The organism is Actinoalloteichus hoggarensis, from assembly GCF_002234535.1.
Classification (GTDB): Bacteria; Actinomycetota; Actinomycetes; order Mycobacteriales; family Pseudonocardiaceae; genus Actinoalloteichus_A; species Actinoalloteichus_A hoggarensis.
Genome location: NZ_CP022521.1, coordinates 4,325,125 through 4,350,188 on the forward strand (window position 1 = coordinate 4,325,125; position 25,064 = coordinate 4,350,188).

The following is a 25,064-nucleotide window of genomic DNA, read 5'->3' on the forward strand; positions in this document are numbered from 1 at the left end:
CCCGGTCCGCTCGGACCGGGGGCAGCGTCGTCTGCCGACCCGCTGCCGGGCAGCCGAGGCAGGCCCTGCGTCGGCCGACCGTGGCGATGCGTCGGCCGGCCGTGGCGAGGCGACCGTGGCGATGCACGAAGCCGCCGGACCGCTCCCGAGCCGCGGGGGCAGGCCGACCACCCGCGAGCAGGCACCCACTCGCTCGCACCCCGCTGACACGCGACGCCTCGACGCCCGCCCCCGCGGCAGGCGGTGACGCCGAAGCAGGCGGTGACGCCGCGAATCCCCTGAGAGCCCAGAGCCCCCTGGTGCCGATTCCGAACCGCCCTCACCGGCCGCCGCGCGCCCGACTCCGTCCACGGCACACCCTCGGCGGACGAGTCGTCGTGTCGGCCTGAACAGATCACCGTCGCCGCGGTGGCGGTGCGGTCGACGAGTCGTCCAGCTCCCGCGTAGGCCCGATCGGATCAGGGCAGGCGGATCCCCCGACCAGGCCCGACGCCCCTTCTCGTCGGGCCGGGCGACCCACCCGGCCCGTAAAAAATAATACCGTGCTATTTTCATCGCATGGCACGAACCGCAGACGCCGACGCTCGGCGCAGGCAGGTCGCCGAGGCGCTCCTGCGCGTCATCGCGCGCGACGGCCTCCCCGGAGCCAAGCTCGCCAGTGTCGCCGCCGAGGCAGGGACCTCGATCGGCCTCGTGCAGAGCTACTTCCGCACCAAGGACGAGCTGCTGCGCTTCGGGATCGAGCACATGTACGCCCGAGCGACCGAACGGATCCTCGAAACCCCTGTCGGCCCGACGGTGCGCCAGACGCTCGCCGCGGTGATGAACACGCTCCTTCCCCTGGACGACGACCGCAGGCACGAGCTGGCCGTGTGGCTGGCCTTCATCCCGGCGACCCTCGTCGACCCCGAGATGCGTCGCATCCATCAGACCAACACCCGGCGGCTGCTCGACGAACTGGCCAAGGGCTTCGCCCAGGCCAGAGAGTTCGGCGAACTCGACGAACAGCGCGATCCGCATGACGAGGCGGCGGCCCTCGCGGCGTTCACCGACGGACTCGCCCTGCACCACCTCGCCAGCGGCGAGGACTTCGACCCGGACCGCATCCGGCGACTGCTCGACGACCACCTCGACCGTGTCTTCTCCCAAGGAGTCCACACGCCATGACCACCGCACTCGTCTTAGGACTGATCGGCCTCGCCCTCGTCGACAGCACGAGCATCGGCACGCTGTTCATCCCGATCTGGCTGCTGCTCGCACCCGGCCGGGTCCGGCTCGGCCGCTTCGCCGTCTATCTCGGCACCATCGTCGTCTTCTACTTCGCCGCCGGGCTGCTCGTCATGGTGGGCGCCGACGCCGCCCTCGGCGTGATCGGCGCCCTGTTCGCGAGCGTCGACCAGACGATCCTGCGCGGCGTCCAGCTGGCGGCGGGCATCGCCCTGCTGGTGCTGAGCTTCCGCATGACCTCGAAGCACCGTAAGCCGAAGGGGCCGGGGCGGATCACCCGGTGGCGGGAGCGCGCGCTGACCGAGGAGGGCAGCACCCCGTCGCTGATCTCGCTGGCCCTGGCTGCCGCGGGCATGGAGCTGGCGACCATGCTGCCCTACCTCGCGGCCATCGGCCTGCTCGTCACCTCCGGCATCGGCTGGGGCGGCATCACCCTCAGCCTCGCCGCGTACTGCGTGATCATGGTGCTGCCCGCCGTCGTCCTGATCGGCGTCCGGCTCGTCGCCCACGAGCGGATCGATCCGCTGCTGCAACGGATGAACGCCTGGATGACCAAGAACGGTAACGAGACCCTGAGCTGGATCGTCGGCATCGCGGGCTTCCTGATCGCCCAGAACGCCGTCGGCGCCCTCCTCGCGGGCTGATCGACGCCGTGGCCTGACCGACGGCGTCCCGCCGCATCGCCTGCGCCGCGCTCGGGGACGGAGTGTCGCTCGTCGTCGTGACCAGCAGCTTCGTCCGCCGCGTCCGAGAGGACGACGGCCACGCGCCACCGGCGGCCGACCACCGAGACTCGGCCGCCCTCGCGCGCCTCCCGTCCCGTCAGAACCGCGGCTCCGGCGGGACGGCCGGCGATGCCCGCAGGTCACATCCATTCGCCGCCCCGCCGCCATCTCGACCACGCCGGCCGGGCGGCCGTCCTCCGCAACACGCTTGACGCCAAAGGGAATGCAGTGTGCGATATACCGCATGCCGGTCCCCCGCGGTCACCACGTCATGACCAGGTCGCTGCTGCGCGACGAGGCGTACCGGGCGATCCGCGACGCGATCGTCGACGGCACCCTCGCCCCCGGCGAGCGTCTGCTGGACACCGAACTCGTGGAATGGCTCGGGGTGAGCCGCACGCCGATCCGGGAGGCGCTGGCCCGGCTCGAACAGGCGGGACTCGTGCGGTCCAAGCCGGGCCGCTACACGATCGTCGCCCCGCTGGACGTCCGGGCCACCCGAGAGGCGCAGTCCGTCGCGGCGGCCCTGCACGCCCTGGCCGTGCGCGAAGCCGCGGCCACGCTGACCGACGTCGAGCTGACGTCGATGCGCGAGGCGAATCAGCGGCTCGCCGAGGCGTTGCGGACCGGAGACGTCGACGGCGCGCTGACGGCCGACGACGAGTTCCACGCGGTCCCGGTGGTCGCGGCGGCCAACGAGACGCTGCGCACGATGCTCGACCAGGTCACGCCGCTGCTGCGCCGGGTGGAGCGGGTGCGGTTCGCCACGCTGGCGGGTCGGAGTTCGGTGGCGCAGCACGCCGAGATCGTCGAGCTGTGCGCCTCGGGTGACGTCGACGGCGCGGCCGCCGCCACCCGACGCAACTGGGAGACCCTCGGACGGCTGCTCACGGCTGAGGCCCGAGGCGAGGACGCGGGGTCGACGACGTGACGATCGACGGCGCGGCGGGGACGGCGGCGGTGGCGGGGCGGGCGTCGAGGACGGCCGTCCCGGTGCCGAGGGGCAGACACGGGGAAGGCCGCCATGGCCGCGTCCGTACCCGCGTTCCCGTACCCGGCGCCGGGCCGTCACGCCGCACTCTCCGCGACGTCCGGCGTCCACGATCGCTCGCCACCCGCGCCGAACAGACCCGTGTCCATCCGCGATGACCCGTCCCGTCGGGCCTGCGCCGCGTCGCTGAGCCGGTCCGCCACGAGAAGCCGTCGAGCAAGGAGCGTCCACCATGTCCATCGAGGACTTCCCCCGCTATCCACTGCTGTTCGGCCCCAGTCCGGTGCATCCGCTGGAGCGGCTCACCCAGCACCTCGGCGGGCCGCGGATCTGGGCCAAGCGGGAGGACTGCAACAGCGGGCTGGCCTTCGGCGGCAACAAGACGCGCAAACTCGAGTACCTGGTTCCCGACGCGCTCGCCCAGGGCGCGGACACGCTGGTCTCGATCGGCGGAATCCAGTCCAACCACACTCGACAGGTCGCGGCGGTCGCGGCGCGGCTCGGGCTGACGGCCAGACTGGTGCAGGAGAGCTGGGTGGACTGGCCGGACCCGGTGAACGACAAGGTGGGCAACATCCTGTTGTCGCGGGTGATGGGCGCGCGGGTCGAACTCGTGCGGGCAGGGTTCGGCATCGGTGTCAAGGAGAGCTGGGAACAGGCGTTGGCCGAGGTCCGCGACCAGGGCGGAACGCCCTACGCCATCCCGGCGGGCGCCTCCGATCACCGGCTCGGCGGCCTGGGCTTCGCGAACTGGGCGGCGGAGGTGCGGCAGCAGGAGGCGGAGCTCGGCGTCTTCTTCGACACCATCGTCGTGTGCAGCGTGACCGGCTCGACGCAGGCGGGGATGATCGCCGGATTCGCCGGACAGGACCGCCCGCGTCGCGTGATCGGCATCGACGCCTCCGCCCGGATCGAGGCCACCCGGAGCCAGGTCGAGAAGATCGCCCGAGCCACGGCCGAGCTGATCGGGCTCGGCCGGGAACTGCGTGAGGCGGAGATCGAGGTCCGGGCGGGCTGGGCAGGCGAGGAGTACGGCGTCCCGACCGACTCGACCCTGGCGGCGATGCGACTCGCGGGCAGCCTGGAAGGCATGATCACCGATCCGGTGTACGAGGGGAAGTCGATGGCGGGCCTGATCGACCTCGTCCGCGAGGGAGACATCCCGGCGGAGTCCACCGTCCTCTACGCGCATCTGGGCGGGCAGCCCGCGCTCAACGCCTACAGCGGGCTCTTCTCCTGACGCGACGCCGGATCGGGCGCCTGCTCCCTGGACGTGCGCCCGCGCCGCATGCGGCCGGCCGGGCGGCCGGGTCGGGCATCCCGTCGGCGCCCCGGATCAGCGAGTCGACGGTGCTCGAGCGGAACCGGTGTCCACGCTCGGCACCCCGTGCGAGGGTGTCGGGCGGCCCGCGCGCGACACCGTGACGAACGCGGCATGCGGATCGCCAGACCGCCGCGGAGGCCCGCGGGGCGAGTCCGAGTTCCGGCGGCGGCCGGCGGTACGGCCGCCGCCCGCGCCGCCGAGCCGTGTCGGCGACGCGCGACCACACCACCACCCCTGCCGCCGGGCAGCCACGTACGCGGGTCTCGGCCCCGAGGCCCGCCGTCTCGAGGCCGTCGGATCGATTCGAGCCGACGCGGCGGCCTCCCCGCGGGGCGCGAGCCTGCCGAGCCAGCGACCCGACGACGGTCGAACGATCCGAAGATCAGGAATATGTCGTTCGCCGAGCAACCACGTCGACGTCTCCCGCGTAGAAGGGGCAGCGGCCTCGTCGGCCCGACAGTGACGGCCGACGGCCGACGGCCGACGGCCGACGGCCGACGGCCGACGGCCGACGATGGAGGATCGAATGCGATTACGTCATCTGAGATCGGGGACCGCGCTGGCGGTCGTGCTGGCGATGGCGGGCCCCGCCGCCGCGCTGGGCGCCGGTCCGCCCGACGGCCCGGTGCCCGCCGGGGAGCACCACGGCGCCCTCGGACACTCGGGGCCGATTCGATCGGTCACCCTGATCACCGGCGACCGGGTGTTGTTCACCGGGGGCGGCTCCGAGGTCAGCGTCGTCGCGGTGCAGCAGCCCGCGGAGCGACGCGGCATCGGCTGGGTGCGCACCTGGGACGACACCGGTGTCTCGGTACTGCCGTCCGACGCCCTCCCCCTCCTCGCGGCGGGCCGACTGGACGAGCGCCTCTTTCACGTCACCGGGCTGGTCGCGCAGGGCCTGGCCGACGACGAGCAGGAGGACCTGCGGTTGATCGTCACCGACGGAGCGGGCGAGGGGGAGGACGTCGAACTGTTCGACGCCGCGGCCCTGCCCGAGATGGCCGAGGTCGCGACCTCGTCGGCGGACCTCGGGGTGACGGGCGTCTCGGTTCCCCGGTCGGACACCGGAGAGTTCTGGTCGGAGCTCAACGCCCGGCCCACCACGCTCGCCGACTCGGCGGGCAAGGTGTGGCTGGACGGGCGGGTGCGGTCCACGCTGGCCGAGAGCGCCCCGCTGGTCGGCGCTCCCGAGGCATGGGAGGCGGGTCACACCGGCGCGGGCGTGCGGGTGGCCGTGCTGGACACCGGGTACGACACCGACCATCCGGACCTGTCCGATCGGGTGATCGACGCGAAGAGCTTCGTCGCGGGCGCCCCGGTCCACGACGGCGCGGGCCACGGCACCCACGTGGCGGGGATCATCGCGGGCAGCGGCGCCGCGTCCGACGGCCGCCACCGGGGCGTCGCGCCCGAGGCGGAGCTGCTGATCGGCAAGGTGCTCAACGACGGCGGCGGCTTCGAGAGCGACATCATCGCGGGCATGGAGTGGGCCGCCGAGAACGGCGCGCGGGTGGTCAACATGAGTCTGGGCGCCTACTCGTCGCCGTCCGGCGACCCGATGGTCGACGCGCTCGACAGCCTGTCCGAGACCCACGGGACCCTGTTCGTCACGGCGGCGGGCAACGACGGGCTACGCGGGTCGGTGGGCAGCCCCGCCGTCGCGGACTCGTCGCTCGCGGTCGGCAGCACCACCAAGCAGGACGAGCTCAGCGACTTCTCCAGCCAGGGCCCGCGCCCGTGGGACTTCGGCCTGAAGCCGGAGATCGCCGCGCCGGGCACCGACATCACCGCGGCGGGTGCCGCCGCCACCGGCTCCGACTACGTGTCGATGTCGGGCACGTCGATGGCGGCGCCGCACGTCGCCGGGGCAGCCGCCATCGTCGCGCAGGCCCACCCCGAGGCGACCGGCGAGGAGCTCAAGGCCCTCCTCGTCAACAGCGCCCAGCCGTTGGCCGACATCAGCGTGCACGGCCAGGGCGCCGGCAGGCTCGACGTCGAGCGCGCGACGAACCAACGGCTTCGTGCCGAACCGGCTGCCTTGGGCGTCGGCAGGCTGCCCTGGCCGCATGACGCCGCCGAGCCGACCGTGCGCACGGTGACCTATCACAACCCGACGCCGGAGGACGTGGAGCTGACGCTGTCGGTGGACGTCGAGGGAGCGCAGGACGTCGTCGCGCTCGACGCCGAGAGCATCACGGTGCCCACCCGAGGCAGCGTCGAGGTCGACGTGCTCGTGACGCCGAGCAACGAGGCCGTCGGCGAGTACACCGGCCGCGTGATCGCCGAGTCGGGCGAGACGCGACTGGTCACGCCGCTGTCGGTTCATGTCGAACCGGAGTCTTACGACGTTCCGATCGAGTTCACCGACAGCGCGGGCGATCCCGTGAACGGCCTGTTCATCCTTCAGGACCACACGACGGGCGCCACGACCACGGTGTGGTCCGACGAGGGCCCCCAGGCGAGGCTGTCCGCAGGCGAGTACCGCGTGATCGGCTTCGGCATCCGCTTCGCGGCAGGTGAGCCGGCGGCGGAGAACACCGCGTTCGCGCTCGACAGGTTCACCGTGGAGCCGGGCGCGGCACTGCGCCTCTCCGGCCAGGACGGCGAACTGGTCGAGATCGGCGTCGAGAGCACCGAGGACGTCACCCAGGACCTGGCCTCGGTGATCCTGGAGTCCACGACGCACCCGGACTCGCCCATCGGCATCCAGGCGGACGCCGTGCGGGAGAACCTCGTCGTCCCGTCAGGCTCGGTGCCGGGCCTCGAGTACCACTATTCGGGGTTCTGGGGCGTGCCGTGGGCCTCGGCGACCGTGCTGGGCGACGACGGGTTCACCGTCGGCTGGGCGTTGGAACAGTCCATCGAGGGCCACGACCTCGAGACGGCGGGCACGGTGATCGACATCACCGGCATGGACCCCGAGAAGGTGCCCGACCTGACCGGGCTGATCCCGCTCATCGCCGACACCGAGTACGCCCTGGACGCCGCGCGCCTCGCCGCGCTGGTGGCGGCCTCGCGAGACAACGGCGCCGAGCTGGTGTTGTCGTCGAACCACATCGAGGACCTCTCCGTGCTGCCCGTCGTGCAGCTCTACCGACAGAACGACGTCGAACGGCTGCTGAGCCGCATGGCGTCGGGGCCGACGGACATCGCGGTGACGCTGACCGCCCAGAGCCCGGTGAGCTACCACCTGGCCGACTCGGTCTTCGACGGGCTGAGCGCCGAGGCGACCGACTGGCGATTCGACACGGCGGAGCTCGCCGAGGTCGAGTCCGCCCAGCATCACCCGCTGGGCACCGGTCGGGAGTGGGCCATCATGTCCTACGCCGTCGACGGTGGAGTCTCCTACATGGTGGAATCGCCCCGCCGGACACCGCATCGGCGAACCGACTACTACTCCCCCGACGTCGAGTGGGCCGCCTACAGCTCACTCGGCTACCGGATCGAGGGAGACGACATCGTCGACTTCCCGGCGTTGCAGACCGTCCCCGAAGCGCGCCCGGCCGGCCCGAACCCCGCGCACGACCTCTGGGTCGGACCGCTGGGCCCGTCGCTGCCCACCGTGCGGTACTCGGCCGACGGGCTGGTGCCGCCGGTGTTCCGTCGGGATGACGTGCTGACCGTCGAGGTGCCGATGTTCGGCGACAACGAGCCGCGCAACGTCGCCTTCCCGAACGCGATCGACACCGGCAGCACGGTGCTCGAACACGACGGCGTCGAGATCGGCCGCAGCGAGTCGGCGGGGCACGGTTCCTTCGACCTGCCCGCGTCCTCGGACGGCTGGTTCGAATTGACGGCGACCGGCGTCCGGGACGCCGACTGGTGGCCGGTCTCCACCGAGGTCGACGCACGGTGGCGATTCCGGTCCGCGCCCGCGGAGCCGGGGACGATCGTCGCGCCTCGGCTCCTCGACGTGCGATTCGACCTGGATCTGGACGGGACGAACTCGGCTGCCGCCGAGACGCCGGTGACCGGCTCGGTGACGGCGTCGGCGGCCGAGGGCGAGTCCCCGGTGACCGACCTGCGAGTGTCCTATTCGCTCGACGACGGGGCCTCCTGGCACGCGGCGTCGACCCGGCAGGAAGGCGAGTCATGGACGGTGGAGATCCCGGCGGCCGCCGAGGGCGAGCATGTCTCGCTGCGCGTGGCGGCCGAGGACGACAGCGGTCACTCCGTGATCGAGACGATCACCAAGGCCTACGCGGTGAAGTGAGGTGTCTGGTGGGACGCAGGCGCCCGAGGTGACCGACGTCCGCCGGTCGACTCGCCGTCGACCCGGCCCGCACGATCGGTCGATGTCGACCGGCGGACGCGGACCGACCCGGGTCTGATCACCTGCTCCCGACCGCCGGGGCACCGGGTGACGGCACCATCGGGCCGCGGCCACAACTGCCGTCGCACCGGACTCGGCCGTCGCGACAGGACTGTCTCCAGGCACCACGATCGGCGCGGTATCCGGACACGGGTACCGCGCCGATCTGCTGTCGGGGCGCGGCGTGACCCGAACGGCCGCTGGTCGCACGGCGGCCGTTCGGGTCCCACGACGCGCGGCGACCCCGCCCGACGCACGGCGAACGCTCGGCACAGGGGTTCGACGCCGTATGGCGGACGACCCCCCGCGCGGTCGCTCCCCGGCCATGCCGCCGCGATGACGACCGCAGGCCCGCCCGTGCCTCCATCCCGTGCTCGTTCTCCGCCGATCCCGTGGCAACCCCGCTGGACCGTCACGGCGTGTGAAAAGGGTGTCAGCCCGATCCGGGCCCCGCAGTGCACCCTGGAGGACGACATGCGATCACCCGCGCTGTGGCGACTCGCCGCAGTGATCGGCGCGCTGAGCCTGGCCGCACCGGCCGCGGCGGCAGGCGCTGCTCCCCCCGGCCTTCCCCCGCTCGGTACGAGCGACCACGCGGAATCGGCACCGGTGCGTTCGGTGACGTTGATCACCGGCGACCGCGTCGTGTTCAGCGAGTCCGAGGACGAACTGACGGTCCTCGCCGTCGAACAGCCCGAGGGACGCCGAGGAATCGGCTGGCTGCACACGTTCCACGGCGACACCGTCTCCGTCCTGCCCTACGACGCCATGGAGCTGGTCTCGACGGGCAGGCTGGACCCTCGGCTGTTCGACATCACCGGCCTGGTCGCCCAGGGCCTCGCCGACGACGAGACGGACACGCTCGGCCTGATCATGGCCGATCACGGCGAGGCGCGGACCCTCTCCGCCGTCCCGTCGACCGCGGAGGTCACCGCCGCCATGCCCGACCTCGGCATGCAGGCCGTCTCGGTGGACCGCTCGGACACCCAGGAGTTCTGGACCGACCTGGTCGCGGCGCCTGCCGTGTTCGCCGCCGACTCCGTCGACACCGTCTGGCTGGACGGCCGGGTTCGAGCGAGTCTGGACGTCAGCGCCGAGCTCGTCGGCGCGCCCGAGGCCTGGGAGACAGGCTTCACCGGCGAGGGCGTGCGGGTGGCCGTCCTGGACACCGGTTACGACACCGAGCACCCCGATCTGACCGACGCCGTCGTGGAGGCACGCAGCTTCGTCGACGGCGTATCGTCCGCCCACGACGGACGCGGCCACGGCACCCATGTCGCGGGCACCATCGCGGGCAGCGGCGCCGCCTCCGAGGGCCGCTACCGGGGCGTCGCCCCCGACGCCGACCTGCTGATCGGCAAGGTGCTCGGCGATGACGGCTGGGGCGACGAGAGCTGGATCATCGCGGGAATGGAATGGGCTGCTCGGCAGGGCGCGGACGTGGTCAACCTGAGCCTCGGTCAAGCCGCCGTGCCCACCGGCGATCCGATGATCGACGCGGCGGAGCGGTTGTCCGAGGAGCACGGCACGCTCATCGTGGCGGCGGCGGGCAATGACGGTCAACGCGGCACCGTCAGCTCTCCCGCCGTGGCGGACAGCGTGCTCGCGGTGGCGAGCACCACCAAGGACGACGAGCTCAGCGACTTCTCCAGCCAGGGCCCGCGTCCGTGGGACTTCGGCCTCAAGCCGGAGATCGCCGCCCCGGGTTCCGACATCACGGCGGCCGGTGCCGGGGTCACCGGCGCCCGATATCAGACCTACTCCGGAACCTCGATGGCCGCGCCGCACGTGGCCGGTGCCGCGGCCCTTCTGGCCCAGGCACGCCCGACCGCGACCGGGGCCGAGTTGAAGTCCGTCCTCGTCGGCGCCGCCGCGCCGTTGCCGGGCGTCGACGTGCACGGTCAGGGCGCGGGCAGGCTGGACGTCCTGCGCGCCGTCGAGGCGGAGGTGTTCGCGGAGACCGCGGTCCTCGCCTTCGGCCTCCAGTCCTGGCCGCACGAGGACGCCGAGGACGCCGTCGGTTCGATCGAGTACCGCAATCCGACCGATGAGGACGTGCGTTTGACCCTGAGCGTGGACGGTGACGCTCCCGACGGCCTCGTCGCCTTGGAGGCGACCACCGTCCTGGTGCCCGCCGGAGGCAGCGCGGCGGTCGCCGTGCGAGCGGCGCGCGGCGCCGAGGTCGTCGGCGAGTACACCGGACACATCACCGCCCGATCCGGCGATCAGCGGATCACGACCCCGTGGTCGATCCACGTCGAGAAGGAGGCCTTCGACGTCCCGCTCGAGTTCACCGACAGCGAGGGCGAGGCCGTCGTGGGCGCGGTCCTCCTGGCGGATCTCGACACGGGCGAGGTCACGATGAACGATTACCTCGCCGACCACATCCGGCTCTACGCGGGCGATTACCGGCTCGTCGGCTTCGTCCTCGGCGAGTACGGCGAGCCCGATCAACAGCAGACCGCCTTCGCCGCCGACCGCTTCACCGTCGAGGAGGGCGCGGCGCTGCGCTTCTCCGGTCGCGACGGCGAGCCGGTCGAGATCGGCATCGAGGACGCCGCCCACGACATCGCCCAGGCCCGAGGCGGCCTCATCCTCAGCGCCGATCGCCCCGGAGGTCGGATGGGGTTGCACATGTGGTCGACCCCCGACACCCGTGTCATCCCCAGCGGCCCGCTGCAGGCGGTCGACTTCCATTACTACGGCTACTGGGAGCGACCTTCGGCTCGGGGCCGGGTCCTCGGCGCGGACGGCTTCGCCCTCGGACCTCTGTCCGAGACGTCGGCGTCGGGCTTCGATCGGACGGTACGGGGCACCCTGTCGGACATCACCACGATGCCCCCGGCGGAACTGCCTGATCTGACCGGTCGGATCGCGTTCATCGCCGACCTCGAGTGGCAGTCGGACCCCGATCACCATGACGCCCTGGCACAGGCGGCGGTCGAACGCGGCGCCGAGGCGGTGCTGTCCTACAACTTCCTCTACCAGGAGGCTGCGGTTCCGCTCGTCGAACTCGGTCTCCCCTCCGACGCCCGGCTTCTCCTGGAGAGGACGGCCTCGGGGCCGACCGACGTCGAGCTGACCCTGGCCGCCACGACGCCGGAGGCGTACTTCCTGGCCGACACGGTGGCCGGCGGGCTCGAACCCGATCTGATCGACTGGCGGTTCGAGCGTGCGGAGCTCGCCCAGGTGGAAGCCGGATACCACAATCCGATCGGCGTTCCCGGTCAGTCGCAGGCGATGGTCTTCTACGACACCGGGGACCGCACCACGGGCTTGCTGGCCTATGGATACCGGCTCCCCACCGAGCGCACCGAGTACTACTCGCCGGGCGTCTCCTGGGAGCGCTCGCTGGATCTCGGCTACGACACCGAGAGCTTCGTGCGGTATCCGACGCTGCAGACGCTTCCGGAGACGCTCGCCGGTGGCCCGCAGCCTCGGCATGATCTGTGGGCGGGCCCGATCGGCCCGACCGTGACCGACGGCGTCGTCACGGCGGAGGGCGTCCTGCCCTCGGTGTTCCGCCGGGACGACGAACTGGTGGTCGCGGTGTCGATGTTCGGCGACGACGATCCCCGCAACCTCGCCGTCGATCACGAGATCGACTCCGGCACGACGGTCCTGCGTCGGGACGGCGCCGAGATCGGCCGCGGCGAATCGCCCGGCACGGGCGCCTTCGCTCTTCCCGCGTCCGACGGCTTCTACGAACTCTCCGCGACGGGCGTCCGGACCGCCGACTGGTGGCGGATGTCCACCGAGGTCCGCGCCGACTGGCGATTCCGCTCCACTGGGGGCGAACCGGGCGACGTCGTGGTCCCTCGGCTGCTCGACGTGCGGTATGACCTGGATCTCGACGAGCTCAACACCGCGGCGGCGGACGTACCCGTCACCGGGACGGCGACCGTGGCCGCACCGCCGGGGGCGACCACCGCGCCGGTGACCGAGTTCGCGCTGTCGTACTCGCTCGACGACGGGGCCACCTGGCATGACGCGGCGATCTCGCCGAACGGCGACTCCTGGACGGTGGAGATCCCCGCCGCCGGGCAGGACGAGCACGTCTCACTGCGCGCGAGCGCGTCCGACGAGGACGGTCACTCGGTGACCGAGACGATCACCAGGGCCTACCTGGTCCGGTGACTCGTCGTCGCGATCGTCGGGCGCGGGCGCACCCCGTTCCCGACGGTCGCGACCCGCCGCCGCAGCTCGGCTCCGGGCCGGGACCTGCGGCGATCAGCAGCAGGCGGGGGACGGCGCGGCGGCACCGCCACGGGCACGGCGACGATCGCGTCGACGCGGATTCCGATCGTCGACGGCGGCCGGCCGCGATCCACGCCCGCCGCAGGGGGGACGACTGGGCAGGCCGGCGGCCGGTCGTCACGTCCCGAGGTCCGGCTGACCGGGGCGCGGCGGGGACGGCCCGCCGGGATTCACCCGGACGGGGGCGTCTCGCGCTCGACCGGAATACCGTCCGGGAGCCTGCTGGTTGCCGTAGCCATGACGGACATCGGCTTCATCGGAGCGGGCCACATCGGCGGCGGCCTGGCGCGGCGCGCGGTGGCAGCGGGCTATGACGTGGTGATCAGCAACTCGCGAGGGCCGGAGACCCTGCGCGACCTGGTCGCGGAACTGGGCGAACACGCCAGAGCGGGCACGGCCGAGGAGGCCGCGGCGGCGCCGGTCGTCGTGGTGAGCATTCCGCTGAAGGCCTACGCCCAGGTGCCCGCCGCGGTGGCGGGCAAGATCGTGATCGAGACGAACAACTACTACCCGCAGCGCGACGGCCGGATCCCCGAGTTGGACGCGCGCACGGTGACCAGCTCGGAGCTCCAGGCACGGCATTGGCGGGGTGCTTCGGTCGTCAAGGCGTTCAACGCGATCCCGGCGGCCGAGATCGCGACCGACGCGAGCCCGACGGGCACGCCGAACCGGCGGGCGATTCCCATCGCGGGCGACGACGGGGCGGCCAAGGCCGAGGTCGCCGCGCTGATCGACCGCCTCGGCTTCGACGTCGTCGACGTCGGTCCCCTCGCCGAGAGCCGGCGGATCGAGCCGGGCACCCCCTCCTACGGCGTGCGGGAGAACACGGCGCAGGCCGAGGCGAGCATCGCCGGGGCGCGGCGCGACTGATCGACCGCACGGCCGACGGCTCGTCGACGTCGGACGGGTCGTAGAACCTCCGTCGCGACTCCGGGTCGAGCGACGAGAGCGGCGGGCCGGTGCACCCCCAGACCCCGCACCGGCCCGCCGTGCGCGGCGGGCTCAGGTCGTGGGCAGCAGCAGCCCGTTACGCCCCGCGCGGGCGTCGACGAAGCGGCGCTCCACCTCGGCCCAGTTCACGACGTTCCACAGCTTGGCGATGTAGTCGGCCTTGACGTTGCGGTACTGGAGGTAGTAGGCGTGCTCCCAGATGTCGAAGACCAGCAGCGGGGTGGTGGTGATCGCCAGGTTGGCGTGGTGATCCTTGAGCTGCTGGGTGATCAGCCGCTCGCCCACCGGGTCCCAGGCCAGCACGCCCCAGCCGTTGCCCTGGATGGAGGCGGAGACGGCGCTGAGCTGGGCGCGCAGTCCGTCGAAGGAGCCGAAGTCCTGGTCGATGGCCGCCGCCAGCTCACCGGTGGGCTTGTCGCCGCCGTCCGGGCCCAGCACCTTCCACCAGATCAGGTGCAGCGAGTGACCCGCGAGGTGGAAGGCCAGGGTGGTCTGCAGACCCACGATGGAGCCGAAGTCCCCCTTGTCCCTGGCCTCGGCGATCTTGTCGATCGTGTCGTTGGCGCCGGTGACGTAGGCGGCGTGGTGCCTGCTGTGATGCAGCTCGTTGATCTCGCCCGCGATGGCGGGCTCCAGGGCTGCGTAGTCGTAGTCGAGATCGGGCAGCACATAACGGGCCATGGAAGGGTTCTCCAGCTCTCGGGTCCTCGGTCCACTCCAGCCTCGAACCTCTACCTTCGTAGAGGTCAAGTCGGCACGTCTGTGAACTCGATCACCGTCGGCCGCGAGGCGGGCGACGGCGATCCGAATCAGGCAGGACGTCGAGCGACTGCTCGCGGAGCGTCTCTCTGCCTCGGCGGCACGGACGGGCGAGGCGACGCCCGGCGCCGACTCCGGGACACCCCCGCGACGGCGGACGCCGCGAACGCCACGCCGGGGACACCGAGGTCCGGTTCGACGGCCGCATCCGGATCGAGACGAGGTCCGCGGCAGGCCCCACGAACCCCACGGCCCCGCGAACGCCGGCCGCGCCCGGCGATCTCCTAGCGGAGTCGATCGATCACCGCAACATGATCTTCCCGTCATGATGGAATCGCGACAGGCGGACAACCTCCGCGCCGCGAACGGCGTGATACCTGGTGTGAAGAAGACAACGCATCGCGCCACCCTGTTCACCGCCGCCCTCGGCATGGCGTTCGCCGCCGCGCTGCCCGCGTCGGCGGCCGAGACGACCGAGGCAGCCGAGCCGGCAGGCGTGCCCGTCGGAATCGGCATCGGCCCGGTCACCGAGGAACGGCTGGGCGCGAGCTATCGGGAGGGCTGCCCGGTCGGCCCCGAGGACCTCCGACTGGTCTCGTTCCCCCACGTCGGCTTCGACGACCGCACGCACCGAGGCGAGCTGATCGTGCACGCCGACGTCGCCGAGGAGGTGGCGGACGTCTTCGTCGACCTGTATCGGGGCGGCTTCCCGATCGAAAGGGCCGAGACCGTCGAGAAGTACGGCGCCGACGACGACGCCTCCATGGCGGCGAACAACAGCTCCGCGTTCAACTGTCGACCGATCACGGGCGGCGGCGGCTGGTCGAACCACTCCTACGGCAAGGCGATCGACATCAACCCGATCCAGAACCCCTACGTCAACTCCAGCGGGCTCGTGCTGCCGCCCTCGGGAGCGCCGTACGTGGACCGGGACCAGGACGCACCGGGCATGATCCACGCGGGCGACCTCGTCGAGCGGAGCTTCACCGAGAAGGGCTGGACGTGGGGCGGCTTCTGGACGACCCCGTTGGACTACCAGCACTTCGAGAAGCCCTGATCCACCACGACGGCCGGCTCGCGTCGCTCCCGTGATCGACACGGCAGGCACGTTCCCCGCTCCGACCCGCCCGGCTCAGGCACTCGGCGGAGGCGGAGGCGGAGGCGGAGGCGCACGAGGATCGGGCACCGTCGTCCGAGGCCGGCGCCGTCGGCCCACGGCGACAGGGATGACGTGCCGTCGGCGGTTCGTCGCGGTGCCGCGGGGATCGACCCGTTCGGGGGTCCGCGGCACCGCGACGGCCGGGCCGGTGCCGGGCGGCCGGGCCGGTGCCGGGCGGCCGGGCCGGTGCCGGGCGGCCGGGCCGGTGCCGGGCGGCCGGGCCGGTGCCGGGCGGCCGGGCCGGTGCCGGGCGGCCGGGCCGGTGCGGAACCGGGCCGGTGCCGGGCGACCCGTACAGGCCTGGTCCGCCCGGTGGGCCTGGTCCGCCCGGTGGGCCTGGTCCGCCCGGTGGGCCTGGTCCGCCCGGTGGGCCTGGTCCGCCCGCCCGTCCGACCGACCCCGCCGGCCGGGCCGGGCCGTCGAGCCGGGAGATCAGGCCGCGCAGGGCACGGCGAGTCGAGCGAGCCGGAGCGGGCAGGCCGAACAGACCCGGTCTCCACCTCGTGTCAGAGGTCGATCAAGGCGGACTCCCCACGGGCGGCGCGCGGCGAGCCGCCGCGCGCCGCGTCGGTCAACGGGAGACCACGGCGGACAACAGCGTCGAGGAGCGCCAGTCGCTGGTGACGATGCTCGCGTTCGCCGCCGCGAGCAGCGCCACCCGATCCAGGGCGGCCTGCTCGTCCGGCGCCACGGCGTCGATGGCCGGCGCCACCTCGTGTGCGGCGGTCATGATCAGCAGGTAGTTCCGCTCCCGGTACCACTCCGTGTCGATGCCGCCGGTGACATAGGCGGCGGCACTGCCGTCGTAGACCACGAACCACGGCCGCAGGCTCTCGTCCTCGTAACGCTCGCGGGGGTCGCCCGCCTGGGCGCCGAGCACCGAGGGGAAGGCCTGCGCCCGCGAGATCTCCCCGGCCGCGGCCAGGTCGCGGAGGTGCCGCGAGTACTCCTCGTCCGTCCACAGGGTGTCGAACGGATTCCCCTGTTCGAAGGTGCCGGGGATGAGCTCGATCAGCACCCGACCGGCCAGCGCGTCCCGGCTCGGCCACCCCGCCGCGGTGACGGCCTCGTCCAGTGTGGCGGCCCCGCCCGCGTGGGCGAGGAGGTCCGCGGGCGTGAACACGGCGTCGCCCAGGCGATCCGCCACGAGCGCGTCGAACGCGGCGGGCCCCATGCCGCCCCGGTCGTAGAAGCCGTCCTTCATCTCGACCTTGAGGACGATCGGCCGGTGGTCCGGGTTGACCTCCCGCCAGGTCCGCAGATCCGTCAGGCAGCCTAAGAGATCCTGGTCGCGGCTCCCGGTGCGCAGCTCCGCCGGGTCGGTCGCCCCCACGCAGTTGTTGCTCATCCCGAACAGACCGTGGTTGACCCGCCATCTGCCGCTGAGCTCGTCGGTCCACACGTCGAGCTCGACCAGGGCCGCGCCGGAGTCCAGGACGTCGGCGAGGTAGGGGAAGCCGCTCTTCTCGTAGGCGTTGTGCAGGCCCACGCTCGTGGAACTCGTGAACGCGAGTGGTGCGTCGGGAGCGGTCTCGGCGGCCGCCGAGGCCGCCGTGGACACCGTCGTCGTCGCGGCCGCCGTCAGCGCCGCCAGGGTGAGGGCGGCCGCACGCCGCCGAGTCGTTCGCCGAGCCGTCGTCGAATCGGCGGCCGAGGACCGGCCTACCGTCGTTACCGGATGAGAAGACACGTCGCCTCCGTGATCTCCGTGGCCCGGCGACCTCCGTCGTCCGGCCGTCGCCGAACCGGCGAAACCTCAACGGCCGGAAGTGTAGAAGCGGACGGTGAATTTCCGAGATCGACCGAGGGAACCGCGGGCGGGCGGCCGATGGACGTTGCGGCACCGGCGCGAGCGGGCATCGACCCGCCCGCTCGGGGCGGGCGATGACCACGGACTCCGGGCCGGCCGTCGGCCGTCTCGATCAGTCCGGGCGGGTGGGTGCCGGGCAGCGTCCACGTCACCGTCGCGATTCGCGCCGACGCCGGGGATCGCGCGACACGGCGGCCTGCGCTCACCGCGCTGGTGGACGGTGGCCGTCGCGCCGCGCCTGCGTCGGCATCGGCCGGTGGGGCCGGCGGCGCTCGGCCCAGCCGACCGGCGATGATCGGGTCATCGCACGCACGAGGCGGTCCGCACCGGGGCTCACGGCGACGGGCGGCGTCACGGCGGGACTCATCCCGCCGTCTGGCACGTCGTCGTTCACTCGCACGCCGCGGCGGGCGGGCGGTCGAGACCGACGCGGTGCGGCTGCCCCCCGCCGTACCGGCCCCCGCCACCCAATTCGGCCGGCCGAGCCGAGCCGGCCGTGGTCGGACGCGGCCCCACGGCGCGGGCGAGCGCCGGGGCGACCTCCCGACGGTTCACCCGAGAGACAGGCGGGGGTCCCTTCCGAGGCACGTCGGGGTCCCCCCGGTCGCGCGGTCCCCGCCGCCGGACCCGGCAGGCGGCCGATCCGGCTCGTCACCGCCCCCGTCCGGCAGGATGGCCCGGTGAAGTGGACCCGTGCCGTCTGGCATCTTGAGAACCTCGCCGAGAGCTGTGCCGACATGGCCGCCCGGCCGAAGTCGATCTTCCCGCTGCGCGTCGAGCAGCTGTGGGTCTTCGGGGACGTCCTCGGCGCCGAACGGGACCTGGACGAGGTCTCCGTCGCGCTCGCGGTCGACCTGCCCGCCGACGCGATCCCGTGGCTCGACGAGCCGTCCGGCGCACAGCACTGGGGCAGCGCGGTCCGCCTGCCGCAGAGCCCGATCGTCGCGCGCTGGCGTTCGGTGCACGCCCCCGTGTGGAATCACCGCATCGACCGGCCCGCGCTGCTCTGGGACTCCGCCGACGGAATCGCCGAGGAGACGCTGGCCGCCCTGCGGGACGGCCGGGGCGAATCGGTGCGCACCGCGGCGGTGCCCGCCGAGGCGATGCGCGCGCGGCTCGACGCCGAACTGGCGCTGAGTCTGCACGCGCTGCGTGACCGCGGCGACGCCTACGCGGACCGGCGCTGGAAGCCGGGGAAGCTCGAACCGGTCGCCGACGCGCTGTGGCGGGTCGGGGCGGGCTATCTCGACGTGCTGGAGGCGGTACAGGCCGCCGCGAGCCGCTGATCCGCCCGAGGACGCCCCCGGTCCGCGGATCCGAGCGCGCCACCGGCGCGGCCGCACCGAACGGCCTCGCCCCGGGGTCGGGGCGGGCCGGCAACGAATCGGCCGATCGATCCGGGGCCCGGACCGAGCCGCCGCGGCCGTGGGCGCGTCGATCGGATTGATTTAGAGTGCGAACCGTCGATCGCTCGAACCGGTGAGGCGGTGATTCTCGTGACCCGCGACGAGATCCGCCTCGGCATCGACCCGCCGTCGCTCGCGCGACGACCCCGACGAGCAGACCGCATCGCGACCGCGCCGGACCGGCACGGCATCCGGACCGCGGAGACGAGACGACGGCCGTCGAGTCGGCATCCTGACCGTCGAGGCCGCGGTGCGCCTCGGGCCGGCCTCCGCGATCGCGCGGAGCGGGCGGGCGTTCGGCCGGCGCGCGGGACGGTCGTCGTCCTTCCCGGCGACGGGCCGCCCGAGGGCACGGAATCAGTCCCGGGCTCCGGGCCTCGGCGCAGGCGGCAGCCCGCCCGCCGACGCGGGCGACGTCCCGCATGCCGGCCCAGGCGGTGCGCCGTGTCCCGGTGTGAGCGGCGCGCCGCACCACGCGGACGCCGCTCCGCGCTGCGACCCGAACGTCTGCCCCTGTTCCGACGACGCGGCCGCTCCTCCGCCCGGCCGCCGGGACGGTGCTCCGCACCGCGGCGCGGACGACGTCCCGCCCGACACCGCATCACGGCGGCGCCGCCCGCCGACGGCCTCCGGCGGAGCCGTGCGACGCGCTGATCCCGATCCCCGACACGGCCCCGCCGCGGCGGACGCGGCGCGCTGGCAGACGTATCGACCGTGCCGCACCGTTCTCGCGGTCGCCCGCACGCTGACCTCGGCCATCCGCCTGCTGGAGGCCACGGTCGTGTTCCTGGGCGATCCGCGCGTCCAGGTGGTCTTCACCGTGCACGCGGGCTCTCGATTCTCCGAGGGCGTCGCCGAGATGCTCGGTGGTCTCCCGGTTCGGCTGGTGCCGTGGGAGGCCGTCCCCGACCTGCGCTGCGATCTGGTGATCACCGCCAGCGAGAAGGTCGACCTCGAACAGGTGGGCGACGCCCCGATCCTGGTGCTGCCGCACGGCATCGGATTCCACAAGTACGTTCCCGAGGTCGACTCCCCGACCACGAGGCTCTCCGGTCTGGTCGCCGCCGACCTGCTGGCCCGCGGACGAGTGACCCTGGCGATCACGCACCCGGACCAGGCGCGACAGCTTGCCGCCGTCTCGCCCGCCACGGTGGGGCGCACCGCGTTGATCGGCGACACCAGTCACGACGCGGTCCTCGGCAGCATCACCCGCCGAGACCGCTACCGGGCGCTGCTCGGCGCCTCGGCGGAGCGACGGCTCGTCGTGGTGTCCTCGACGTGGGGGGAGCAGTCGTTGCTGGGCAGCCGTCCCGAGGTGCTCGATCGGCTGCTGGCCGAGCTGCCCGTGGACGAGTACCGGGTCGCCGCCGTCGTGCATCCCAACGCCTGGACCTGGCACGGAGGCTGGCAGCTCGATCAATGGCTGGACTCCGCGATGCGTGCGGGCCTGCTGCTGGTGCCGCCCGCGCGAGGCTGGCATGCCGCGGTGGTGGCCGCCGACGTGCTCATCGGCGATCACGGCTCGGTCAGTCTCTACGCCGCCGCCCTCGGTACGCCGACGCTGCTCGGGGCGTTCGGCGGTGAGGTCGTGCCGGGGACCCCGCTCGCGGAGTTCGGGCGGATCGCCGACCGGCTCGATCCGACCTCGGGTCTGCGGGAGCAGGTGGACAAGACGATGGCCGTGCACGACCCTCGGCGTTTCCGCCCGCTCGCCGAGGCCGCCTTCGCCGCGCCGGGGCGCGCCGTCGACCTGCTGCGGACCCTGTGTCACCGGCTGCTGGCCCTCCCGGAGCCCGCGACCGAACCCGTCCAGGACGGGGCGCCGGACCGGCGCCGGTCCGGCGCCCCGTCCACTCCCTCGAGGTGGCCGCCACCCTCGTCGCACCGTCCACCGTGGTCCTGCATCGGGTGCCCGCCGCCGTGCGCGCTCGCCGGATCGTCCTCCCGCACAGCGGCTCGCGGCATCTGCTGGTGGACGCCGAGGAGCCCAATCTGCGGCTCTTCGGCGACGCCGCCGTCCTGACCCGATCCCGGTCGCCGGAGGCCGCCGGGCGCCGCGGCGACGACAGCGCGGCGGAGGCGGCGGAGGCGGAGGCCTGGCTCGCCGAGGCGCTGCGGCGTAATCCCGGGGCGCGCCTCGCCGCGACGGCCGTCGCGGACGGCACCCGACTACGACTGCGCGACGGGCGACGACTGTGGATCACCGACGACGAGGACGAGCCGGACCCGAGGCTCGCGGCCTCCGCCGCGTACGCCGCCCTCGTCGAGAGGATCCTCGGCGACGGCGGGCTGATCGTGCGTGTCGGCGCCGTGGAGCGGCTGCTGACGGTGCGGATCGTGGAGGCCGGCTGACCCGCCGGCGTGCGGGCCGCCCGTCGCGGCAAGCGACGGGTGCGGCCAGGGCACCGTGGCAGCGGGTCGCGCCGAGACCCGATCGGCGACGGCACTCAGTCCGCGAGCGCCGCCAGTCGATCGCGCAGCGCGGCCGCGTCGGGGCCGCCGGTCTCGATCTCGATGGCCAGCACTCGACCGAGCTGGTCTCGTGCGCCCGCTCGATCGCCCCGTTCCTCGGCGAGGTCGGCGAGCACCCGACGTGCCTGCGCCTCGTAATGGATCGCGCCCCGTTCCTCGAACAGCTCGACCGCCTCGCGCAGCTCCGCACTCGCCTTGTCCGGCTCGCCGAGTCGAAGGTGCAGGGATCCGAGCGCGATCAGCACCCGCCCGACCATCCGTCGGTCGCCCAGTGCCGCCAGCTGTTCGGCGGCCCGACGCAGTTCGACGAGTGCGTCGTCCTGCCGACCGGCCTCTCCCAGCGCGCGACCGAGGAAGTAGGCGCCCAGCGCGGCGCCTCGACGCTCCCCCGCGTGCTCGTTCAGCTCGATGGAACGCCGGTAGGCCGCCAGCGCGCCGGGCGGGTCCACGACATCGCGATGACGACCGACGAACTCCCAGACGGAGGCGAGCAGCACCGGATTCCCCGCGGTCTCGGCCAGTGCGAGTGCCCGCTCCAGCTCCGCACCTGCCCGGTCGGAGTCGCCGAGGTCGGTGTACGCCCGAGACACCAGGCTGCGCAGCCGGGCCTCCGCCGCCGGCCTGCCTGCCCGCCGCGCCGAGGCGGCTCCGAGATCACTCGACTCGATCCAGTCCATGAGGTAGCGCCGGTGCAGGTAGAGCGGCACCATCGCCTCGGCGAGCTGCCAGGCCTGCTCGTGCAGGCCCTGGTCCGCGACGGCTCGCAGCAGGGCCAGCAGACCGGCCCGTTCCGCCGTCAGCCAGTCCAGGGCCAGGGCGGCGCCACGCGGACCGTCGAAGGGGTCGTCGACGTCGGCGAGCAGCGCCTCGTGGTCGGCGATGCGCGTCCTGGCGCCCATCACGGCACGGTCGGCCGCCGCGACGAGTCCGAGGCGCTGACCGATCAGCCGCGCGAGGACCTCGGCGGGCACCGACGCCGCGTCCTCCGCCTCGGCGCGTTCCCCGGCATGAAGCCGGACGAGGTCGTGCAGTCGGTAGCGTTCGCCGGGCTCCTCGGTCGACAGGTTCGCGTCGACGAGCACCGCCAACGCCGTTCGCGCGCTCGCCTCGTCGACGTCGGCGGCCAGCGCGACGGCGTCGACCGCGGCGTCGGGACCCGGTATCAGCGCGAGGCGCCGGTAGACCAGGGCGGCCTCGGCGGGCAGGCTCCGATAGGCGTGTTCGAACATGCTGGACACCGTGCGCTCTCCTCTCGACGACAGGGCGCGCAGTCGGCGGCGGTCGTCGGCCAGCTCCGCGACCAGCGAGGCGACGGCGAGGTGCGGCCGAGCGGTCAGGCGGGCGGCGGCGACCCGCAGCGCGATCGGCAGGCCGCCGCAGAGCCGCACGAGATCGGCCGCCGCCGCAGGCTCCCGGTCGATGCGCCGGGAGCCGCAGAAACGCCGCAGCAGTTCCGTGCCGCCCGTCTCATCGAGCGGGTCGAGGACCACGATGCGAGCGTCGGCCTCGAAATCGGCCTCATTGAGGAGCCCGTTGCTGGTGACGACCACGGCACTGCCCGGACCGTTGGGCACGAGGGCGTCGACCTGGGCGGGCTCGGTGACGTCGTCGAGCAGCACCAGCACCGGCTGCGCGGCCGTCCGCGTCCGAAACAGCGCGGAACGCTCGGCGAGTTCCGCCGGGATGTGCTCGTGGTGGACGCCGAGACCCCGCAGGCATTCGGCCAGTGCGTCGCCGACGGCGGTGCCCGCCTCGGTCCGTCGCGTCGAGTAGTCGATGTAGAGCTGGCCGCCGGGATACCGGTCCGCCGCGTCACGCGCCCACCGACGGGCCAGCGCACTCTTGCCGACGCCCGCCAGTCCGGTCAGGACGATGATCCACGTCGAGTCGCGGCCCGCGCCGCGCAGGAGCTCGTCCACGGCGGACAGTTCGGCGACGCGGTTGACGAAGCGATTCGGCGCGGCGGGGATCTGGTGCGGTATCGGACTGGACTCGGCGGGCAACGTCAGCGTCACGCCGCCGTGCACGGTGCCCACCTGCACCACCGAGCCCGCCACGTCAGCCGCGTGATTGCCGACCGGCTGGTCTCGTCCCGACCGGTCCGACCCGGCTCCGCCCATCGCCGACTCCGCCTCCGCTCGCCCCCGCAGACTGTGATCGAAACTACTCTACGGCGCGGGTCCGACGCCGTGGGCCACCTCGGCGGCACCGGTAGTCCCGTGCGGGACGGCACGGCCGATCGGCGGGGGCGGGCCGCTTGGGTGATCGCGCTGGGCGAGCGCGCCGCCGCGTCTCGGCCCCGGTGTCTGAGTCCCGAATCCGGCCGTCCCGCCCCCGCGTGCCCTGCACCCGGCTGTCCCACACCACAGCCCTCGGTCCCATCCCCCTGCGAGGTTCAGCGGAAGTCGGCGGCGTGGTCCTCGGCCCACTCGCGGTAGGTACGAGCCGGGCGGCCGAGGATGTCGGCGACGGTGGACGTGGTCTGCTCGACCGTGCCGATCGTGTCGGCATGGGCGTCGAGGATCCCGTCGACGACGTCGGCGGGCCAGCCCGCCGCGATCATCTCCTGCCGCGCCTGGGCGGCGGGCTGCTCGTCGAACCGGACGGGCCTGCCGATCGCGGCGCCGATCAGGGCGACCCGCTCGGCGTTGGTGAGGACCTCCGGCCCGGTCAGGCTCGGCTTCGTGCCCGCGTATCCGTCGTCCAGGAGTGCTCGAACGCCCACCGCCGCGATGTCGGCCTCATGAATCATGGCCCCGGCCGCCTCGGCGAAGGGGGCTCGGACGACGTCGCCCTCCCGGATCTCCTCGGCCCAGGCGAGGTCGTTCGCCGCGAAGCCGCCCGCCCGGACGAAGGTCCACGCCAGGTCGGTGCGCTGAATCTCCCGCTCGACGTCGGCGTGGAACTGATTGATGGGATCGGACTGCTTCTCGACGTCGTCCCGGACGCCGTTGGAGGAGAGATAGACCAGTCGCTCGGCCTCCTCCGCGATCGCCGACACCACGGCGGGCGCCAGCTCGGCGGTGAACAGCGGCCAGACCAGGAACACCGATCTCACCCCGGCCAGCGCGGCGCGGAGGCTCGGCTCGTCGGCGAGGTCGCCCCGCACGACCTCCACGCCGTCGGGCAACGACGCAGTGGCGGGGTCGCGGGTCATGGCCCGGACCGCGACGCCCTCGCCGCGAAGCTGGGCGACGACGTTCCTGCCGACGTTGCCGGTCGCGCCGATCACCAGGATCGCAGGCTGCGCTGTCATCGTGAACTCCCTCGTCGTACCGCGGTCATCGTTGTGGCGGCGAGATCGCCGATGATCACGACGGTAGAAGCTCAACGAGAGTTGAGGTCAAGGGCGTCGATGCGGTGTGGTCGCGGCCACCGACCCGAGCGCCGTCCGGGGTGCGGTGCATCGACGCACCACACGGGAGCCCAGGCGAGGCGAGGCGAGAATCAGCCGCGGTCGACCGCGTCCGATTCCGCCACTCGGCGAGGCCTGCCCGCCACGGTGACCTTCACCGGCGCGGTGATCGCCGGCGTGCTCGACGACTCGGCCGGCCCGGCCGCTCGCCGCCGCCCCTCCCCCGAGGGCGCGGGCAGCTCCACTAGGACGACCATGCGCCATCACAGTTCATCTTCCATCGGATGACCCCAGCATCCCATATGAGGCACTCGCC

The 25,064-nt window shown here is 73.1% G+C and carries 16 protein-coding genes; 11 read left to right on the plus strand and 5 right to left on the minus strand.

All coding sequences use genetic code 11. From position 1 onward, the window contains the following. Positions 1-558: 558 nt before the first annotated feature. From AHOG_RS18425 to AHOG_RS18460, 7 genes are all read left to right on the plus strand, one after another. Positions 559-1,167 carry a TetR/AcrR family transcriptional regulator gene (locus AHOG_RS18425; protein ID WP_093942469.1) on the plus strand — a complete coding sequence of 203 codons (609 nt, stop codon included), beginning with the start codon at positions 559-561 and terminating at the stop codon, positions 1,165-1,167. Further along, on the plus strand, positions 1,164-1,871 hold the full coding sequence (locus tag AHOG_RS18430; RefSeq protein WP_093942470.1) for a GAP family protein: 708 nt from the start codon (positions 1,164-1,166) through the stop codon (positions 1,869-1,871). Before AHOG_RS18425 ends, AHOG_RS18430 begins: the two co-directional genes overlap by 4 nt. 325 nt (positions 1,872-2,196) lie before the next feature. After that, positions 2,197-2,883, plus strand: coding sequence for a GntR family transcriptional regulator (locus AHOG_RS18435; protein ID WP_093942471.1), 687 nt, complete (start codon positions 2,197-2,199; stop codon positions 2,881-2,883). A gap of 292 nt (positions 2,884-3,175) precedes the next feature. After that, a complete protein-coding gene (locus tag AHOG_RS18440) occupies positions 3,176-4,183 on the plus strand; it encodes a 1-aminocyclopropane-1-carboxylate deaminase (protein ID WP_093942472.1) in 1,008 nt (335 codons plus the stop codon). A gap of 610 nt (positions 4,184-4,793) precedes the next feature. Further along, entirely contained in the window at positions 4,794-8,480 is a 3,687-nt protein-coding gene (locus tag AHOG_RS18445) for a S8 family peptidase (protein WP_157736908.1), read from the plus strand. Between the two features lie 573 nt (positions 8,481-9,053). Next, positions 9,054-12,716: a S8 family serine peptidase gene (locus tag AHOG_RS18450; RefSeq protein ID WP_169725881.1), complete on the plus strand. Its 3,663-nt coding sequence runs from the start codon at positions 9,054-9,056 to the stop codon at positions 12,714-12,716. 357 nt (positions 12,717-13,073) lie between these two features. Next, positions 13,074-13,706, plus strand: a complete 633-nt coding sequence (locus AHOG_RS18460) for an NADPH-dependent F420 reductase (protein ID WP_093942476.1) — start codon at positions 13,074-13,076, stop codon at positions 13,704-13,706. A 132-nt stretch (positions 13,707-13,838) separates the two neighbouring features. Here the strand turns inward: AHOG_RS18460 and AHOG_RS18465 are convergent, their stop codons facing one another. Further along, positions 13,839-14,468, minus strand: coding sequence for a superoxide dismutase (locus tag AHOG_RS18465; protein ID WP_093942477.1), 630 nt, complete (start codon positions 14,466-14,468; stop codon positions 13,839-13,841). 403 nt (positions 14,469-14,871) lie between these two features. Between AHOG_RS18465 and AHOG_RS18470 the strand changes: the two genes are divergently transcribed. Beyond that, complete coding sequence (locus AHOG_RS18470; protein WP_245856307.1) at positions 14,872-15,603, plus strand: M15 family metallopeptidase; 732 nt, start codon at positions 14,872-14,874, stop codon at positions 15,601-15,603. Between the two features lie 673 nt (positions 15,604-16,276). Here the strand turns inward: AHOG_RS18470 and AHOG_RS18475 are convergent. Further along, entirely contained in the window at positions 16,277-17,395 is a 1,119-nt protein-coding gene (locus AHOG_RS18475; RefSeq protein WP_245856308.1) for a phosphatidylinositol-specific phospholipase C domain-containing protein, read from the minus strand. Positions 17,396-18,195: 800 nt separating this feature from the next. Between AHOG_RS18475 and AHOG_RS18480 the strand changes: the two genes are divergently transcribed. The 3 genes from AHOG_RS18480 (at position 18,196) to AHOG_RS18490 (ending at position 21,273) form a co-directional block, all read left to right on the plus strand. Further along, positions 18,196-18,801 carry a DUF7711 family protein gene (locus tag AHOG_RS18480; protein ID WP_093942478.1) on the plus strand — a complete coding sequence of 202 codons (606 nt, stop codon included), beginning with the start codon at positions 18,196-18,198 and terminating at the stop codon, positions 18,799-18,801. A gap of 760 nt (positions 18,802-19,561) precedes the next feature. Further along, positions 19,562-20,944 (plus strand): hypothetical protein, encoded by a 1,383-nt coding sequence (locus tag AHOG_RS18485; protein WP_093942479.1) that lies wholly within the window; start codon positions 19,562-19,564, stop codon positions 20,942-20,944. Continuing rightward, a complete protein-coding gene (locus AHOG_RS18490) occupies positions 20,893-21,273 on the plus strand; it encodes a hypothetical protein (protein ID WP_093942480.1) in 381 nt (126 codons plus the stop codon). Before AHOG_RS18485 ends, AHOG_RS18490 begins: the two co-directional genes overlap by 52 nt. A gap of 95 nt (positions 21,274-21,368) precedes the next feature. Here the strand turns inward: AHOG_RS18490 and AHOG_RS18495 are convergent, their stop codons facing one another. The 3 genes from AHOG_RS18495 to AHOG_RS28740 all read right to left on the minus strand — a co-directional run bounded on the left by AHOG_RS18495 (position 21,369) and on the right by AHOG_RS28740 (position 25,005). Then, positions 21,369-23,513: an AAA family ATPase gene (locus AHOG_RS18495; protein WP_093942481.1), complete on the minus strand. Its 2,145-nt coding sequence runs from the start codon at positions 23,511-23,513 to the stop codon at positions 21,369-21,371. A 275-nt stretch (positions 23,514-23,788) separates the two neighbouring features. Beyond that, positions 23,789-24,649, minus strand: coding sequence for an NmrA family NAD(P)-binding protein (locus AHOG_RS18500; protein WP_093942482.1), 861 nt, complete (start codon positions 24,647-24,649; stop codon positions 23,789-23,791). A gap of 191 nt (positions 24,650-24,840) precedes the next feature. Then, positions 24,841-25,005, minus strand: coding sequence for a hypothetical protein (locus AHOG_RS28740; RefSeq protein ID WP_157736909.1), 165 nt, complete (start codon positions 25,003-25,005; stop codon positions 24,841-24,843). Positions 25,006-25,064: the final 59 nt, after the last annotated feature.